General features: G+C 59.5%; 14 protein-coding genes. 6 read left to right on the top strand and 8 right to left on the bottom strand.

The features are described from left to right. Window positions 1-114 precede the first annotated feature (114 nt). The 3 genes from hypD to BTIS_RS04230 form a co-directional block, all read right to left on the bottom strand. Window positions 115-2,541, bottom strand: coding sequence for a trans-4-hydroxy-L-proline dehydratase (gene hypD, locus BTIS_RS04235; RefSeq protein WP_094662934.1), 2,427 nt, complete (start codon window positions 2,539-2,541; stop codon window positions 115-117). 355 nt (window positions 2,542-2,896) lie between these two features. Then, window positions 2,897-3,070, bottom strand: a complete 174-nt coding sequence (locus BTIS_RS11845) for a hypothetical protein (RefSeq protein WP_158216834.1) — start codon at window positions 3,068-3,070, stop codon at window positions 2,897-2,899. Window positions 3,071-3,349: 279 nt separating this feature from the next. After that, a complete protein-coding gene (locus BTIS_RS04230; protein WP_094662932.1) occupies window positions 3,350-4,132 on the bottom strand; it encodes a radical SAM protein in 783 nt (260 codons plus the stop codon). Window positions 4,133-4,667: 535 nt separating this feature from the next. Between BTIS_RS04230 and BTIS_RS04220 the strand changes: the two genes are divergently transcribed. From BTIS_RS04220 to BTIS_RS04205, 4 genes are all read left to right on the top strand, one after another. Then, window positions 4,668-5,165, top strand: a complete 498-nt coding sequence (locus BTIS_RS04220; RefSeq protein ID WP_094662929.1) for a zinc ribbon domain-containing protein — start codon at window positions 4,668-4,670, stop codon at window positions 5,163-5,165. 38 nt (window positions 5,166-5,203) lie between these two features. Further along, window positions 5,204-6,100 carry a serine/threonine protein kinase gene (locus BTIS_RS04215; protein ID WP_094662927.1) on the top strand — a complete coding sequence of 299 codons (897 nt, stop codon included), beginning with the start codon at window positions 5,204-5,206 and terminating at the stop codon, window positions 6,098-6,100. A gap of 71 nt (window positions 6,101-6,171) precedes the next feature. Further along, window positions 6,172-7,074 carry a nitrilase-related carbon-nitrogen hydrolase gene (locus BTIS_RS04210; protein ID WP_245819277.1) on the top strand — a complete coding sequence of 301 codons (903 nt, stop codon included), beginning with the start codon at window positions 6,172-6,174 and terminating at the stop codon, window positions 7,072-7,074. A gap of 47 nt (window positions 7,075-7,121) precedes the next feature. Further along, window positions 7,122-7,709: a GAD-like domain-containing protein gene (locus BTIS_RS04205; protein WP_094662923.1), complete on the top strand. Its 588-nt coding sequence runs from the start codon at window positions 7,122-7,124 to the stop codon at window positions 7,707-7,709. A gap of 450 nt (window positions 7,710-8,159) precedes the next feature. On the opposite strand, the gene BTIS_RS04200 is transcribed toward BTIS_RS04205, so the two are convergent. Next, complete coding sequence (locus BTIS_RS04200; protein ID WP_094662921.1) at window positions 8,160-8,606, bottom strand: hypothetical protein; 447 nt, start codon at window positions 8,604-8,606, stop codon at window positions 8,160-8,162. A gap of 156 nt (window positions 8,607-8,762) precedes the next feature. On the opposite strand from BTIS_RS04200, the gene BTIS_RS04195 reads away from it, so the two are divergent. Together BTIS_RS04195 and BTIS_RS04190 are read left to right on the top strand one after the other, a co-directional pair. Next, the gene (locus BTIS_RS04195) at window positions 8,763-10,208 is read left to right on the top strand and encodes an SWIM zinc finger family protein (protein ID WP_245819275.1); all 1,446 of its coding nucleotides are present in this window, start codon (window positions 8,763-8,765) and stop codon (window positions 10,206-10,208) included. Then, a complete protein-coding gene (locus tag BTIS_RS04190) occupies window positions 10,192-11,229 on the top strand; it encodes a hypothetical protein (protein ID WP_094662919.1) in 1,038 nt (345 codons plus the stop codon). The genes BTIS_RS04195 and BTIS_RS04190 overlap by 17 nt, the downstream gene beginning before the upstream one ends. A gap of 313 nt (window positions 11,230-11,542) precedes the next feature. Here BTIS_RS04190 and BTIS_RS04185 read toward each other — a convergent pair whose 3' ends face one another. From BTIS_RS04185 to BTIS_RS04170, 4 genes are all read right to left on the bottom strand, one after another. Continuing rightward, window positions 11,543-12,280, bottom strand: a complete 738-nt coding sequence (locus BTIS_RS04185) for a DUF559 domain-containing protein (protein WP_094662917.1) — start codon at window positions 12,278-12,280, stop codon at window positions 11,543-11,545. A gap of 114 nt (window positions 12,281-12,394) precedes the next feature. Beyond that, on the bottom strand, window positions 12,395-12,850 hold the full coding sequence (locus BTIS_RS04180; protein WP_143248863.1) for a hypothetical protein: 456 nt from the start codon (window positions 12,848-12,850) through the stop codon (window positions 12,395-12,397). Between the two features lie 211 nt (window positions 12,851-13,061). After that, window positions 13,062-14,198: a hypothetical protein gene (locus tag BTIS_RS04175; protein ID WP_094662913.1), complete on the bottom strand. Its 1,137-nt coding sequence runs from the start codon at window positions 14,196-14,198 to the stop codon at window positions 13,062-13,064. A gap of 232 nt (window positions 14,199-14,430) precedes the next feature. Beyond that, entirely contained in the window at window positions 14,431-15,552 is a 1,122-nt protein-coding gene (locus BTIS_RS04170) for a glycoside hydrolase family 172 protein (protein ID WP_420807010.1), read from the bottom strand. Between the last annotated feature and the right edge of the window lie 20 nt (window positions 15,553-15,572).

The following is a 15,572-nucleotide window of genomic DNA, read 5'->3' as shown; positions in this document are numbered from 1 at the left end:
AAGTGCCGGAACTGGTTACGAGTTGATTCCGGCACTTTACACGGCGTACAACATGAAGTTGCAGCACCTGATGCTTATCTCAGCTCGGTGCCGATCCTGAATGCCGGTGGTGCGTCACAGGGACTGCTCGGTGCGGGCGATGATCTCGTCCTGCAGGGCCTTGTCCAGGTTGTTGAAGTAGTCGGAATAACCGGCCACGCGGACAATCAGGTCCTTGTACTGCTCCGGGTGCTTCTGCGCATCGATCAGCGTGGCGCGGTCGATCACGTTGAACTGGATGTGGTGTCCGTCCATGGCGAAGTAGCTGCGGATCAGGGCGCTCATGCCGAGGATGCCCTTCTTTCCAGCCACCACCTGCGGCGTGAACTTCTGGTTGAGCAGCGCGCCACCGGTCTTGAGCTGGTCCATCTTCGCCGCGGAGCGGATCACTGCGGTCGGGCCGTTGACATCCGCGCCCTTCTCCGGGGCGATGCCGTCGGGCAGTGCGATGTGCTCGTGACGGCCGTTCGGGGAGGCGATCATGGTTTGGCCGAAGTACACGTGGCAGGTGGTCGGCAGGAACTCCACGATGGTCTTGGAGCCCTTCGGAGTCGGACGACCGGCCACGATCTTCTGCAGGGACTCGGACACCGAGCGCAGCACGTCATCGGCGTAGTCGTCGTCGTTGCCGTACTTCGGAGTGTGGTTGAACACCTGATCGAACATGTCGTCATAGCCCTTGAAGTCGGCCTCGCAGGCGTCGAGCACCTCGCCCATGGAGAAGCGCTTGTCCTCGAACACCTGCTTCTTGAACACGGTCAGCGAGTCGGTGATCGTGCCCATGCCCACGCACTGGATGTAGCTCGTGTTGTAGCGAGCGCCGCCGCAGTTGTAGTCCTTGGCCTTGGCGATGCAGTCGTCGGTGATCACGGACAGCAGCGGCACCGGCATGGTGTCCATGAACAGACGCTCGATGAAGTTGTTGCCGGCCACCTTGATATCGGTGACGTACTTGAGCTCCTTCTCGAACGCGGCGTACAGCTCGTCGAAGCTGGCGAAGTCGCGCGGGTCGCCGCAGTCGATGCCGATCTTCTTGTTGGTGTAGTGGTCGTAGCCGCGGTACATCACCAGTTCGAGCACCTTCGGAACGTTGAGGTAGCCGGTGAGCACGTACGCTTCCTTGCCGGCGGTGCCGGTCTCCACGCAGCCGGAAGCGATGCCGGATTCGCGGGCGTCGTCGAGCGACTTGCCCATGTTCAGCAGCTCCTGGATGATGGCGTCGGAGTTGTAGAACGCCGGCTGTCCCCATCCCTTGCGGCTGATCTTCACGGCCTCGTGCAGGAAGTGCTCCGGGGTCTTGCGGCTGATCTGCACGTTGGAGCTCGGCTGCAGCAGCTTCATCTCGTCCATGACTTCGAGGATCAGGTAGCTCACGTCGCTCACGCCGCAGGTGCCGTCCGGGCGCAGGGCTCCGGTGTTGAAGTTGCAGAAGTCGGTGTAGGTGGCGGACTCCTTGAGCGTGATGCCCACCTTCGGCGGTGCCGGCTGGTTGTTGAACTTCACCCACAGGCACTCAAGGTATTCGCGCGCCTGTTCTCGGGTGAGCGTACCGTCGGCGATCTCCTTGTTGTAGAAGGGCTCGAGGTGCTGGTCGAACTTGCCGGGGGAGTAGGAGTCCCAGTTGTTCATCTCGCTGGTCACGCCGATGTGGGTGAACCAGTACATCTGGATGGCCTCGCGGAAGGTACGCGGCGCGTGGGCGGGCACCCAGTCGCACACCGCGGCGATCTGCTCGAGCTCCTCGCGTCGCACCGGGTCGTCGCATTCGGCGGCCTTCTCGCGTGCGAGCGCGGCGTAGCGCTGGCCGAGAATGATCATGCCCTCGCACACCAGTCGCATACCCTTGAGCTCGGCCTCCTTGTGTTCGGCTTCCATGTCGTTGTTGTAGTCGATGGCGGCGAGCTCGTCGTCGATGCGCTTCATGAAGTCGAGGTATCCGGTGTGGTAGATCTTGCCGTCGGCCACGGTGTGGCCCGGTCCGCGCTGGGCCATGAATTCGGTGAACATGCCGCCCTCGAACAGCAGGTGCCAGGATTCGGGCAGCGCGTCCATCATCTTAGTCATGGTGGCGCGCTCCTGCCAGAACGGGATGATGACATCGCGCTGGATCTCCTTCTGTTCTTCGGTGACGGAGAAGGAAACGTGCTCGCGGTTGTTCATGTTGTCGAAGTCCTGGAGGCTGTGGCAGCACAGTTCCGGGAACGTGGGAGCGGACTGCGGTCCCACGCCCTTCTCGCCGACGATCAGCTCGTCGTCGCCCAGGTACAGCGTGCGCTGCTCCATGAGCGTCTTGAAGAACAGGCCGCGCAGTACGGGCGTGGGCACCTTTCCCTCGTACTGCTTGTAGACGTCGGTTTCGATGAGGGCTCGTTCGAGCGAGATGCTCGGATGCGTGGTTTCGCTCAGCTCGCGCAGACGCTTGGTGCGCATGGTGGAGCCGCGCTTTTCGTTCCAGTCGATGCCGGTGACGGTGTCGGTCGGCGTGATGGTTGCGGTGGTCATGATGGATTCCCCTTCGTGAGAATGAGCATTGCTGGTTGGTGAGTATCGAGGATCGGCGGAAGACGTATGCGGCTCGTGTGATGCGGTGGATCTTGACGGACGACCGAGGGGTCTGAGAACTGGAGCCCTGAGAGCCTCAAGGGACCTCAAAGGACTGAAACCGCTCAGACGGGATTGCCGATCAGAATCGTCGTATTCAATACGTGCACTGCATACGTAACGTGTACTGCATACGTACTGTGCCGGAGTGCATTCGGATCATTCGGATTGCTGATTTCAGTTGTTGATTTCGGTTGAATCGTCCGAATGCCATGGGAAGTGAGGATCGTGTCGCGCCTCGTCGCACGGATCACGCCTATTTGAGAATGGTTTCAGCCCCGCTGCGTGCGCCGGGATGCGCCTTGCTGCGCTTGCGCGAGTACAGCACGTTGCCGTTTCCGGAACATGCGTCGGAGCGCACGGACTGGAATTTGCATCCGTGGCCGCTGAAATCGTCGCGCTCGTTGCGCTGGTCAGTCGTGGTGATCATCCGTGCCCCCTTTCGTTGTGATTGTCTGCTGTTTGTCAGGTTATGTGTTGGTCCGTTGGTCCGTGCCGGGTCGTGCCCGGTCGTTTCATCGGATCGTTGCCGTCATCATAGCGCGGTACGGAACCGTTCTATGTGTCGTGCGACGTTTTCATGTTACAGTTCGGCAACATGCTGGACGAGGTGACGGCGAGTGCCTATGCCCGCCTGGTTCGCCATGGTGATCGCCTATGGGTACGAGACACGGCCGTGCTTTTCGTTTGCTGCTCCCGCCCGCCGGCGTCATCCTCCGATGGTCACGTTGTCGTAGAACTTTTCGATCTCGGTCTTGATCTCCTCCATCTGCTCGTCCTTCGGCACCTCGAAGTAGATCGCCTTGCGCCCGAGTTTGGCGTACTTGTCCATGCCGAACTTGTGGTAGGGCAGGATGTCGACCTGTTCGACGGGGATGTGGTTCGTGCGCAGCCACAGCATGGTGCGTTCGATCATGTCCTTGCCGGTGTTGATGCCGGGCAGCATGATGAGTCGCAGGAAGATGCGCGCGTTGTTCTCCGCGAGGATCTTCAGGTTCTTGAGCACCAGGTGGTTCGAGCCGCCCGTGTACCGCTTGTGCAGATCGTTGTCGATGAATTTGAGATCGTAGAGGAAGAAATCGGCGTAATCGCACATCTCTTCGACGGTTTTGCTGGCCGCCACGCCGCATGTGTCGATGCCGATGCTGATCTCCTGTTCGTCAAGCCGTCGCACGAATTCCATGATGTAGTCGTGATCCATGGCCAGCACCTCGCCGCCGGACAGTGTGACGCCGCCGCCGGACTGGTCGTAGATCATGTGATCCTTGAGCACGTCCTTCATGAGTTCGTCGATGGTGTACTGTTTGCCGATGTGTTCGATCTTGCCGTCCTTGTCGGTCATGATCTCCGGCGTGAACAGCTGGCTTTCCGGATTGTGGCACCATTCGCAGCGCAGCGGGCAGCCTTTGAAGAACACTGTGGTGCGTACTCCGGGGCCGTCGTGCGTGGAGAAGTGCTGGATGTTGAACACGTATGGGGTTCTTCCGCTCATCGGTCGGACCTCCTTTCCTTGTCTTTGTGTTCGGATTGGCATCAAGGATAGGTCCGTGTGCGTTCGGGGATATGTCCTCGACACGGTGGCCGATCGGCCTGTAATCAACGTCACGAAATAGCGAAGGACGGCGTTATCTGACGTATAGCGTTTCCCTTGATGATAGGGGTGGAATGGAATGGGGCTGTGGGAGTATGCTCCGCTGCGGGTTTGTCGATCGAATGCGTCGGATCCGCAGTGTAGACCGGCCTTTACTGCGGGTTTGTTGATCGATTGTGTTGGACCTGCAGTGTAGCCCTGTCTGTGCTGCGGGTTGCTGTCCATTCGTCGCCGAACCCGCAGTGAAACGATGACGAGGTATGCCGGACGTGGCCCATGTCCGCGATCAGAGTACTGCGGTCTCGTATTTCGAACAGTGGGTTACAATACGGGTAATTGGGGGTGCGCAATGGTCCGCGTACATTCCGATGTGCGACGCGGTGCGTATTCGTGACGATATGTTGTTGCGAGCCGGTCGCGCAATCGTTAGGAGGGCATGATGAGTGGTTTCTTCGGATCAAGCAGTAGCAGAAGGTATCCGAATCGGTATCAGGGACGCAATCACTACCGGAAGAAGGGTCTGTTCGGCATGTTCGGAAGCATGTCGAGTTCCGACGCCGGATATGCGACCTATCCGCAGCAGTATCCGGCACAGGGGTATCCCCAGTATCCGCAGGGATATCAGCAGTATCCGCAGGGCCAGCGTCCGCAGTATCCGCAGGGATATACGCAGCAGCAGACCCCGCAGCAGTATGCGCAGCCGCAGGTTCCCGCAACGCCGCAGCATCGCAGTCTGCCCGGTGGTGCCGGTGCCGGTTCGGCCGCCGGTCTGACCTGTGCGCAGTGCGGCACGGTGGTTCCCGCCGGATCCAAGTTCTGCCTCGGTTGCGGCGCGAAGATGACGGCGAACGCCACGTTCTGCGGCAGCTGCGGCAAGCCGCTGAGCCCGGGCGCCAAGTTCTGCATGGAATGCGGGGCCCCGTCGCAACAGTGAGCGTTTTCCTCGGAACCGCAGGAGTATGACTTATATCGATGTTGTCCAGAATCGTTGTCGTCGTGTCCAGCACGTTCGGGCTGTTGCTCGATCTGCTGGACGACCTGCGTTCCCGGGCGTTCGCCCGATTACCCGTTCCCGGCCGATCCAACCATTCCATCGGTGAATACCGCGTGATCCGTCGTCTGGGCGGCGGCCGATACGGCGTGTGTTTGCTGGCGGAATCATCGGACGGTTCGGATGGTTCGGCCAACTCGGGCGGCGTAGACGGTTCGGATGACTCGGACGGTTCGGACGGTCGTCGTGTGGTCCTCAAACGATTCCGTCGTCGGATGCATAAACGCAATGCCGGCAACAACCATTACGAGGCGGTGATCCTCTCCGGACTGTCACACCCGTCCGTGCCGGAACTGTTGGGCGTGATCAACGACCGCAGCGGATACTATTTCGTGCTGTCATGCCAGCCGGGCATCACGCTGAAAACCTGGCTGTTCGACCGGCACAAATCATTCTCCCGCGCCGAAATCCATCGCATCGGCACGCAGATGTTCGACGTGCTGACCTATATCCACAGTCGTAGCGTGATCCACGGGGACATCAGCCTGTCGAACATCATGGACGATGGCGAGCGCGTATCGCTGATCGACTTCGGATTGGCACGATACATGTCGGATATGTCGGATTCCAGCGGCATCGGCATGGGCATCGACATCGACCATGCCCGATTCGCCGACGTGCTGCTGTATCTCATGTATTCGTGCGACGGCCTCGAACGTCAGTCGGGACGCGCGCGTGGCACGGCATGGTACGACGAACTCGATCTCACTGCCCCGCAGATGCAATGCCTCAAACGCCTGATCGGCATCGGCCGCCCCTACGGCAGCACCCCCGAAGCCGCGGAAGCTTTCCGTTCGGCGTTCGCGTCGTGGGCGTAGGTCTGCGGATTGCTTATGGCTTCGTGGGCACGGTCATACCGCTGGCATGGTCATACTATGGGTGTATGGCAATGACGAATCGGTTGGCAGTGGCGGTGGCACAGTTTACGGTGGCGCAGGATCCGGATCGGAATCTGGAGATCATCGACGGATTCGCCGGCGATGCCGCGGCACGAAGTGCTCGGCTGCTGGTGTTGCCGGAAGGGCTGATCGCGCGTGATGGGGATGACGATGGATTCGCGGCGGCCCACGCGCAGCCGTTGGACGGGTCGTTCGTGCGGGGGTTGCGCCGGATCAGCGCCGAGCGAGGGATTGCGTTGATGGGGACCGTGCATGCACTCGAGGCTCCGGACGTGAAGGCGGATGGGAGCGCGGAGAACGCTGGGGATGTGGGGAGTGGCGATGACCAGGCACAGGAGCTGGGACAGGAGCCCCTGCGTGCAAGGAGTCCCCGCGTATCCAACATGTTCCTGGTGATCCGCGACGGCGAGATCATTGCGTCGTATCGCAAACTGCACCTGTACGATGCGTTCGCCGCCCGTGAATCCGACGTGGTCCGGCCCGGAACCGAACTACCGCCAATCGTGGATATCGACGGGTGGAAGATCGGCGTGATGACCTGCTACGACGTGCGATTCCCCGAAACCGCGCGCTCGCTGGCAGTGCGCGGCGCCGACGCGATCGTGGTGAGCGCCGCATGGGTGCGAGGTGCCGCCAAGGAGTACCATTGGTCGCTGATGACCGCGGCCCGGGCGGTGGAGAACACCTGCTACGTGCTGGCATGCAGCGAGGTGAGCAAGCGCAACATCGGCTGCAGTCGCATTATCGGACCGCTTGGCGAGGTGATCGCGCAGGCGGGAGATTCCGAAGCGGAGATGATTACCGCAACGCTGGACCGTGCCGCGCTCGCCGATGCCCGCCGAACGCTTCCCGTGCTGGACAACCGCCGGTTCGCGGATCCGGTGTTGCGATAGGCGGATAATCAACTGCAGTGGTACAACCGCCGAGAGGGGAGACACGAATGGTCGATCCAAACGATCGCAGCTGCTTCAACGACTTCGCCCCGTCTGCCCCAATGCCTGCCAGCGCATTCGACCGCTGGCGGGACCTTCCCGTCCAAATCATCGACGTCTGGCGACGCTGGGGGCTCGGCGTATTCTGCAACGGTTACCTGCGCACCATCGACCCCGGTGAATGGATGGCTCTGACCAACCTGTTGTACCAGCCGTTCTGGCTCAAACAGTCGGTAACCCCCATACTGGCGACCGCGTTCGGCGACCTGATCGTGTGGAACGGGCAGATGCGGTGCGTGGAGACGTTGCAGTTCCGCAACAGCATGACCCGCAGTTCCATGATCGAATACTATTTCGCGAACATTCCGGACGAACACTTCCAACGCCAGGTGCTCGGCATGCGTGGCTATAAGACGGTCCGACGGCGCCTGCCCATTCCGCAGTACGGCGAATGCTACGCGTATTCGCCGCTCATCTGCCAAGGCGGACCCGAACGCGCCGGCAACCTTCATATCGCCGGCATGCGCGACTACCTAGAGTCAATACGCGCCACCGGGTACCGGCTGGATGAGAACACCATGCGGTTTCCGTCCTGACGGCAGGTGCGGCGGCGTTATGTCGGGGATCCGCAACGGTTCATGCCGGCCGATGAATAACTGGCGGAAGTTGGGCATGAAAACGGTGGTGTCGGTGAGCAATTGATCGGAGTTCAGGCTTGTTCAGTGTCTCTGGCAATGTGGTTGCTAGTGGTGAATCACCTATCCTCGCTTCGCTAGGCAGATTTCGGGTTCGGTAGACACCTATCCTCGCTTCGCTGGGTTGTTTGGTTTGGAGAGTCGAGGTATTTCGCATCCGGGAGTGTGATGATTCCGCCGTTGTGGGCGGTCGTCTACTCGGTCAAGTGCCTAGCGAAGCGTGGTTAGGCGTCCGCAAAGCCCCCGATCCGCCCAGCGAACCGCAGATAGCCTGTATTCGTGGTGTTCATATGGGTCAGTGCGTTGGGCCAGTGCGTTGCGCTGGCCCACCTGTTGTGACAACCCGTTGGCTCAGTCCGTGGCGGACGATGAACGGAAAGCCGCAATGGGAGACACGAATTCCTCACTGCCGTTGATCGGCGTGAACATGGCGCTCAGGTAGTCCAGTGGCCTGCCCTGCCGTGAGCTGGTGTCGAGGAACATGCGGATCGCCTGTTCTGGTTCCATCTCGAACATTCTGACGATGGCGTTGACTTCTTCTCCGGTGTCGAGGAAGGAGCTGATGAAATCCAGAGAGACGTTACCACGATGTTGCAGAAACCAGCGTCCGGTATGATCTTTGGCTTTCGTGCCGCCGCCAACAGTGTCAGCACCATCACCACTGCCACTGCCCGTCTGCCCCGGCGTCGTATTCGGCACGATGGCTCCGGGAAAGATCGAGTCAACCGGGATCCGTCCCGGTATGATGAACGCATTGCCCAGCACCTTCCGATTCCTGTCGCGATTGCGGCTGGCCATCGCACATCCATGGATCATTCCATGGTCTTTCTGCTTAACATGCGTAAGTGCAAACGGGTGTCTTGCGCTTCTGTGATTGCTGTGCTGGCGTACGATGAGCGTAACATCACACTGTAAAACCACATTGCGAAGAGGCGATGCGAAGGAGTTGTGATCATGCCGATGTCTGATGCCGATCTGGACGAGTTCCTGCGAGGGAGCTACTACAACCTGTTCAAGCCGCATGTCTACGAACGGGGACGGGCCTATTACGCGGCGGGAAAGGTGGACCTTCCCCAGGAGATCGTGGACGGACTATGGCATACCGTGGTCCGTGGCAATGATGATTATCAGGTGGATGTGCGATTGCGCCGGGGCAAGGTGGTGTCGGCGGCGTGCAGCTGTCCGTATGCACAGCATTCGGCGTATTGCAAGCATGTGGCGGCCGCATTGATTTCCATGTCGGAATGGCTGCAACGTCAGCGTGACCGGGCGCAGGGGACTGAACCCGGGTTTCCTTGGGATGCGTCGGATGTGGTGCATTGGTATGCAAGCAGTCAGTTTTCATCCGCGCCTCGACTGACGGACGACGATTGGCGTGTCGTCAAGCACATCTTTGAAACGCTGTATCGTCTTCCTGATTTGGAGACGATATTTCGGCGGATGGAACTTGAATTGTTCCGGAATGAAGATCGGGAGGAACGCCGACGCCGACGATATTCCGGACAGGTGTCGACCGAGACGTTGACTCAGCATCGTGAGACGTTGTATCGAAAGCGGCACCCAGGTAACAAAGTCGAGCGGAATTTCGCCAACATGCGAATTCTCGTGCCGGGCGTCGGTATATCGCACATGGACGAGCTGCCGCATACGTGGATGACCATTCTGGAAGCCGCATACGAGCATCTTCATGATGCCGAAGGATTGCGCCTACTGTACTCGTATTACATTCTTATTGCGCAGACGGATCCGGAGGCCGTATATGTGGGTCGGCTGCGTGCGATCAGCGGCGAGCACTGGGAGGAGGATCGAGCCGAAATCATCCGCCTGCAGACGAAGTGCCGTCGCTTTGGTCCGATGCCGGCGGTCAATCCCGCGTATGAGCGATTGCTGCGTGAGGACCGGTTGTCCAAGGAGGCGTTTGACTACTGTCGGTCTGGCGGGATGGGCGACATCGCCATGCGCCTGCTCGACGTGATCGTGCAGGATCCGGAATCTCGGGAGAACACGTTGCGGTATTTCCGTAACGTGCTGAAGGATCCCGATTCGGATATCTACAAGCACAAGGACAAGGCTTCCGCAGAACGTGTGGGGCGGTGGATGCGCAAGCTTGACACGGTGATCGGTTACGACGAGGTATGTGCGTTGTCCGAGCACATCGTCGGCATGTTCCTGCAGCGGAAGGAACTGCGCGAGTGCCTTGCCGATTACGTTGCGGAAGTGAACGAGCCTCCTGATTTCGACGACTACGACGAATCGGATTTGGACAACGGCGGGAACGATTCCGAGATCGGAATTGGGAACGGAATCGGGGCTGCCGGGGCTGAGGGCGATTCCTTGCCGGGTGCGCCCGATGCGGAATCGGGGTCAGGGAAGGAATCGGAGGATGCCGATGATGAATGATGCTGAGCGTAATGGCGTTGAGGCTGTTGGAAATGGCGCGCCTGGCAGTGACTCGAATGTGAACACGGAAGTCAACAACAGCGATGGATTCCGGCATATCGGCGACGGCGAGGCGGGTCGTGCCGTATTGGAATATGTGTGGAGCAGTTTCGCCCGATACCATTCGGATGATATGCGCGAATCGGATTACCGGCTGATCATGGATGATCAGCAGTGGGCGATGGTCCGTGACCTGTTGCAGCGATATCTGGCCATGGACGATCTCGACGACGCCGTGCAGGTGTTTCGGGATCGGGAGATGGGGAAACTGGCCGACAGTTGCCTGCCGGATGCCGTTCCTTCACCCGCACCCCCGGGATTGCCGCAAGGATGGTGGACGTTGCTCGAAGCCGCGTATGAGTGTTTGGGAGACGAGGAAGGTCTGCGACGCATCTATGCCTGTTACATCGTTACCGACCGGCTACCGTGGCATCGCAGGAGTCAGATGCCGAGCCGGGTTCCGAGGCATGAGCGTGAGATCGATAGTGCGCATTACGTGCGTAAGCTGAAGACACTGTCCGGCGAGCATTGGCCGGAGGACGTGCGCCGAATGGTGGAAGTGCATCAGCGGTATTATCGGGATCCGATGCTCTCCGGCCGACAGCTCGCCTACGAGGAATTGCTGTTGTCCGAGCGGCTGAGCGACGCGGCCTGGCGGTATTGCAAGGTTCGCTGTCACTCGCGTTATACGCTGGCCAGTGAGGCCGCCGAGCTCATGGAGCGTATGTTTGATGTTGTGTCGGAGCGTCATGCCGAGGAGGCTTGCGATATCCTGCTCGCTCCGTTGCACGATGCCGATTCCCCGATGTTGAGCAACGATTCGCCGGAACGCGTGACGCAGATCATCACGGTGTTGCGGAAGTGTCTGCCATATGTGGGAAACCGGGTCCGCGAGGAATGCGAGCGCCTGTATGGCATGTATCGACACCGGCAGCTGCTGCGCTCGGAGCTGAAGAAGCTGCTTGAACACGTTCAGCCGTAGGGAGGTGCCGTTAGGTGCCGTTGGGGGATGAATCCTTACTTATCATCGACCTATCCTCGCTTCGCTAGGCAGATTTCGGGTTCGGCAGGCACCTAACCACGCTTCGCTGGGTCGTTTGGTTTGGAGAGGCGAGGTATTCCGTATCCGGGTGCGTGATGATTCCGCCGTTGTGGGCGGTCGACTACTCGGGCAAGTGCCTAGCGAAGCGTGGCTAGGCGTCCGCAAAGCCCCCGATCCGCCCAGCGAACCGCAGATAGCCTGTATTGGGACACGCGTGGACTCATTCATTTCCATGAAGAAATCCACGGCAGACTCAGTTATCTCCGTAGCGTAGATAGCTGATGCAGGAGGGAAGTGCGTCGATACCGTACGCATTTGCTTCTGTAACGAGCGCTAGGTCGTCCAGCAGCATCTCCTGCGTGACAGCCGGGAGCTGTTCGAATTCACGGGCAAAGCGCAAGGCTCCCTGTTCGCAGAAGGATGCCGGACTGATGCCGATGCCATAGTCACGATTGGGATTGTCGAACAATCCAAACTTCAGTGGACAGCCTTCCGGCACATGCACACCGAATAGAAAGTCGATGTCCTCGACATTCAGCGGAAGCCAGTAGGGGATGCGTACAACCTTATAGCCAAGATCCCGCGCCCATGTGTCGCGTTCTCGGTCATTGAAGATGGAATGCAGTTCCTGATAATGCGGTAAGCCGTCGAACTCGACGATGAGTTTCCGCTTTTCGCATCGGGCATCGGGACGATACCGTCGTACGGTTGTCGCACCATGATCGCGTTGGATATCGGCTGGAATCGACTTGTCATATACGAATTCGTCTCCGGGGAAAATCATCTCCAAATATGTCCGCATGTCCGTATTCCACTCGGATTGGTAGTCACTGCGTTTGCTGGTCTCGCGCAAATACTTCCAAGGCGTGTTCCGGCGTTCGGCGGCCATGTAGGATAGCAGCTTGTCATGCAGGCAATCACCGTCGTATTGATCGATGTCGGGAATCTGATATTTCTCAATGATTGCAGTGACACTAGTCTCCGGATGCATGATTCTCCAGACAGAGTTTATGAATTAGACAAATTAGATATTTTCGGGGCGCGGCTTACCTTGGAATGGCCGACCATGTTGTCGGAAGCAGCGCCCCTTTCCGCGCGGCGTCGGTCACGCGTTGGTGGGTGCCGCGTCCGCCGGTTCCAGGGTCCAGTAGTCGTAGATGGCGCCATTCATACACATGCTTTTGTCGGCAAATATCGAATCCATACCCTCGCCGAGACGGAATCCGTATTTCGCCAGTACGGCGTCGGCGGCCTGACGGTCTGCATCCTCGTAATCGTCGAGAAATTCGCCCTCGTGCTCGATGGAGATGTGCTCGCCGTCGTCGGGCTCGAGCGGATCGAACCAGCGCAGCAGCCACTGTGGTTTGCCCTGTTCTGCGCTTCCGGGGATGAAGGACAGCGCGCGGTTCGTGGTCAGATCGAAGAAGTAATAGTCGCCGGTGAACGAGTCCCCAGACACGAGTACCGGAGTCACTTCGATCGTCTTGTCGGGATCGATGCTGGGAACCTCGCCGTTGTCGTCTGGCTTCGGCTCGGCGTATGCGAGGACTGTTGCGCTCATGATGCCTTCTTTCATTGGTCTTGTCTGATGCGGACGGTTCCGTGTGTCGTCATCCGCGACGAGACGGTCCGCACTTGTGCCCAATGCTACCCGTCGCGGCGTTCGTGAGGAGAAATTTCGCCACCTGATCGTGGAGATCGTGGATGGACCGCCGGATGCTCGTGGGGACAGATGAATTGCATGGCATGCAATCGATACCGGCAATTGGTGCTCAGTCGATTTTCCAGCCGTCTCCCGACCATCCGGGGCCGAAGTCGACCCAGCAGTGGCCGTTCTCCAGCGTGCCGTTGCATGGCGGCTGCGTGGACGTACCGTTCCCGGACGATTGACTGCCTGACTGATTGGGCGTCGTGTTCTGGGTTCCATTGGATGTGCCTGTGTCGGATGCCGCGTTGGAACCGCTGTTGGAGTTTCCCGACGGGCCATTGCTTGTGGTGCTGTTGGTGGTCGTCCGGTTATTGGCGGTGCTGCTGCCGGTCGTGGAATTGTTGGTGGACATCTGGCTCTTGGCCTGCGCCTGCGCGGCGGCCTTGGTGGCGGCCTCGGCTGCGGCCTGTTCATCGGCTTGACGCTCCTGCACGCTCTGGTTGACCGCGTTCATGGCATCGTCGAGCTTGATTTTCGCGTCACTCAGCTGTTGTGTCGTAGCGTTTTCGTTCTTGCTCAGGTCGTTGGCCTCGTTGATCGCGGTCTGCAGAACGCCACGAGTGGATTCGTCCTTCACTTGACCGTTGCTGGAATCCAGCAGCGACTGGCCGTTGCCGATCGTGTTGGTAAGCGTCTTGAGCGCCTGGCTGGCTTGTACGGCGTCGACCGCGGGATCGATGCGTTTGACCAGATCGGAATACTTTCCGGCGAGGCTCTTGTTATGGTCGGTGGTTTCGCGCAGCGTCGACGTGGAGTCGGAGGCATTGCACGCCTGCGGCTTGGCATCCTTTGTGGTGTAGAGCTTGGCCAGCGTGTCGACTGTGGCGGAGTCCGCGACCTGATCCGCGGTGATCGTGGCCGTCTCGTCGGCATCCTTCCTGGCGTCATCCCACAGGCTCATGGTCTTCGTGACCGTGGAGATGCTTGCCTCGCAGTCCGAGAGCGCGGCTTCGTGTGCGGAGCGGGACATGTAAGCATAGACACCACCGGCCAACGCAAGCATGATCGCGATACCAACACCGGCGGCAATAGCCTTCCGTCTGGGATGCTTTGCCGAGCTGCCGTCCTTGTTGGTGCTGTTGCCTTCATTAGCGCTGTCGTCGTTCCGCGTGGCCTTGGCTTCTGATATCGATCCGTCTTCGGAATCCGTTGGTGCCGCGATGGCGTTGCGAGTGGTTTCGTCGTCGTTGCTGTCGGTCACGGTCCATCCTTCCGCTGTTGCTCTCTTCGGGAAATTGTATTTGCGCGCCGTATATAAATCATCCCGTAGTCGTTGAGGCGATAGGCGGTCATGAGTGCGAAGGTGCTTCACGCATGCATGAGTGATTGTGTCGCTAAATTCCATCAGCGAAAGCGAAGGGCCCCTTGTGCCGATGCGGATCATGCAGAGAGCGGCCGGATTTGACGATAGTCCGACCGCTCTTATCAAATAGTCACCTCGGACGTCGGAACCGGCGGTCGCCTATTGGCTGGAATGGGTTGTGGGGTTCGCTCTGGTACCAGTAGGCGACGGATGCGACGTCGTCTTGGCGTTCGAAGTTGCCGCCTTCCTCGGTGCCGATCTGCTGCCAGGTGACGCGCAGGTTCTTTTCGAAGTACATCGGGTCGGGCAGGTGCCAGCGGTACAGGCCGCGTGTCACCGGTGTGGCCGTGTCCCAGTATCGACTTTCGCGGTTGGATAGGTTCTGCGAGTAGAACGGGAATCCGAGGTAGGGGCCGGTGAACGTCCGCTCGTACATGCGGCCGTCCTCGTCGAAGTCGGCGAAGCTCCATGCGCCGCCGAAGTAGTCCTCGGCACCGGTGCTGCACCATGTCGGGTATTCGCCGTCGTCGTCAATGTAGAACTTGAATTCGCCTTCGCCCCACCATCGGCTTTCGAGTGCGGTGAGTGCGAGGTATGTGCCGACGTATGTTCCATGTCCCTTGACTCCGTCGAGCACGACGTAGTCGCGGCCGAGTTCGGTAACTCGTTCGCGGCGCCATTGCGCGTGGAACCGCATCGCATCGTCCGGCAGGGCATCGTACTCGGTGTAGTCGATCTGATAGAAGAATGCGGGTACATCCTCGTTGTGATCGTTGCGGAGCACGATGCGCGCATGCTCGAATGGCATCGCGAAATAGCAATTGAATCCGCGGTTCGGGTTGACCATGACGGGGATCGAGTTGATCGTGCACGACTGTGCGTGTCCGCAGCAGAAGAAGTCGCCTATCGGACATTGCACAGAGGGGGTCTTTTCGCCATCCCAGTAGAATTCGAGGATCAGATTGCGTAGCACGTCCGGCCCGGTAGGGGAGGTCTTGTCAGTCACCGTCATCCAGATGTGGCGGATGACGCCGGGGCCTTCGACGTCCATCAACGTCACCGTTTCCCCGGCCTTGACCGTGCGGATGCAGGGGCTGCCCTTGCGGGAGGGACCGAGGGCGCTGGGTGTCATGGCGGCGCGTCCCTTCCCGCCGTTCGGGTTCTCGGCGTTGATGCATCTTGTGCGTCCCTGTGAACGCATCGTCACCGCGTCGAGTGCTCCCTGTCCGAATCCGAGGCTCGTATTGGTCATATTCCCATTGATCATGTGAT

The organism is Bifidobacterium tissieri (assembly GCF_002259645.1).
Classification (GTDB): Bacteria; Actinomycetota; Actinomycetes; order Actinomycetales; family Bifidobacteriaceae; genus Galliscardovia; species Galliscardovia tissieri.
This window is presented reverse-complemented; position numbering and strand designations above follow the sequence as displayed.

What these genes read in the sequence shown, in the direction of transcription:
- BTIS_RS04170 (WP_420807010.1), bottom strand. Translation starts at nt 15,552, where the DNA reads ATGACCAATACGAGCCTCGGATTCGGACAGGGAGCACTCGACGCGGTG.
- BTIS_RS04185 (WP_094662917.1), bottom strand. Translation starts at nt 12,280, where the DNA reads ATGCATCCGGAGACTAGTGTCACTGCAATCATTGAGAAATATCAGATT.
- BTIS_RS04200 (WP_094662921.1), bottom strand. Translation starts at nt 8,606, where the DNA reads ATGGCCAGCCGCAATCGCGACAGGAATCGGAAGGTGCTGGGCAATGCG.
- BTIS_RS04230 (WP_094662932.1), bottom strand. Translation starts at nt 4,132, where the DNA reads ATGAGCGGAAGAACCCCATACGTGTTCAACATCCAGCACTTCTCCACG.
- BTIS_RS04220 (WP_094662929.1), top strand. Translation starts at nt 4,668, where the DNA reads ATGATGAGTGGTTTCTTCGGATCAAGCAGTAGCAGAAGGTATCCGAAT.
- BTIS_RS04195 (WP_245819275.1), top strand. Translation starts at nt 8,763, where the DNA reads ATGCCGATGTCTGATGCCGATCTGGACGAGTTCCTGCGAGGGAGCTAC.
- BTIS_RS04190 (WP_094662919.1), top strand. Translation starts at nt 10,192, where the DNA reads ATGCCGATGATGAATGATGCTGAGCGTAATGGCGTTGAGGCTGTTGGA.
- BTIS_RS04205 (WP_094662923.1), top strand. Translation starts at nt 7,122, where the DNA reads ATGGTCGATCCAAACGATCGCAGCTGCTTCAACGACTTCGCCCCGTCT.
- BTIS_RS11845 (WP_158216834.1), bottom strand. Translation starts at nt 3,070, where the DNA reads ATGATCACCACGACTGACCAGCGCAACGAGCGCGACGATTTCAGCGGC.
- BTIS_RS04210 (WP_245819277.1), top strand. Translation starts at nt 6,172, where the DNA reads ATGACGAATCGGTTGGCAGTGGCGGTGGCACAGTTTACGGTGGCGCAG.
- BTIS_RS04215 (WP_094662927.1), top strand. Translation starts at nt 5,204, where the DNA reads ATGTTGTCCAGAATCGTTGTCGTCGTGTCCAGCACGTTCGGGCTGTTG.
- BTIS_RS04180 (WP_143248863.1), bottom strand. Translation starts at nt 12,850, where the DNA reads ATGAGCGCAACAGTCCTCGCATACGCCGAGCCGAAGCCAGACGACAAC.
- hypD (WP_094662934.1), bottom strand. Translation starts at nt 2,541, where the DNA reads ATGACCACCGCAACCATCACGCCGACCGACACCGTCACCGGCATCGAC.